The organism is Halomonas sp. ND22Bw (assembly GCF_003011945.1).
Classification (GTDB): Bacteria; Pseudomonadota; Gammaproteobacteria; order Pseudomonadales; family Halomonadaceae; genus Halomonas; species Halomonas halophila.
Window position 1 is genome coordinate 1 of the sequence record NZ_PXWD01001064.1, and the last position, 264, is coordinate 264.

General features: G+C 71.6%; 1 protein-coding gene. It reads right to left on the minus strand.

All coding sequences use genetic code 11. From position 1 onward, the window contains the following. The coding region (locus CVH10_RS21440) for an aldolase/citrate lyase family protein (RefSeq protein ID WP_369335951.1) at positions 1 to 264 on the minus strand (264 nt) is incomplete at both ends.

A 264-nucleotide genomic window follows, 5' to 3' on the forward strand; every position in this document is an offset into this window, starting at 1 on the left:
GGGACTACACCGCATTTCCTTCGCCAGATCGTTGCCGCCGACGACGAAGGTGCTCAGCCCGGTCGCGGCCGCCGCCGCCCCGATCGCGGGAAGATCGACGATCGCGCGGCACGTCTCGATCATCGCCCATAGCGCCGGGCCCGCGCCCAGTGCGTGGCGCGCGACCGTCAGAGTCGCCGCGTCCGACACCTTGGGCAGCAGCACCGCCGAGACGCCGCTGTCGGCCAGCGCGGCGAGATCGTCGATGCCCCATTCGGTGTCAGG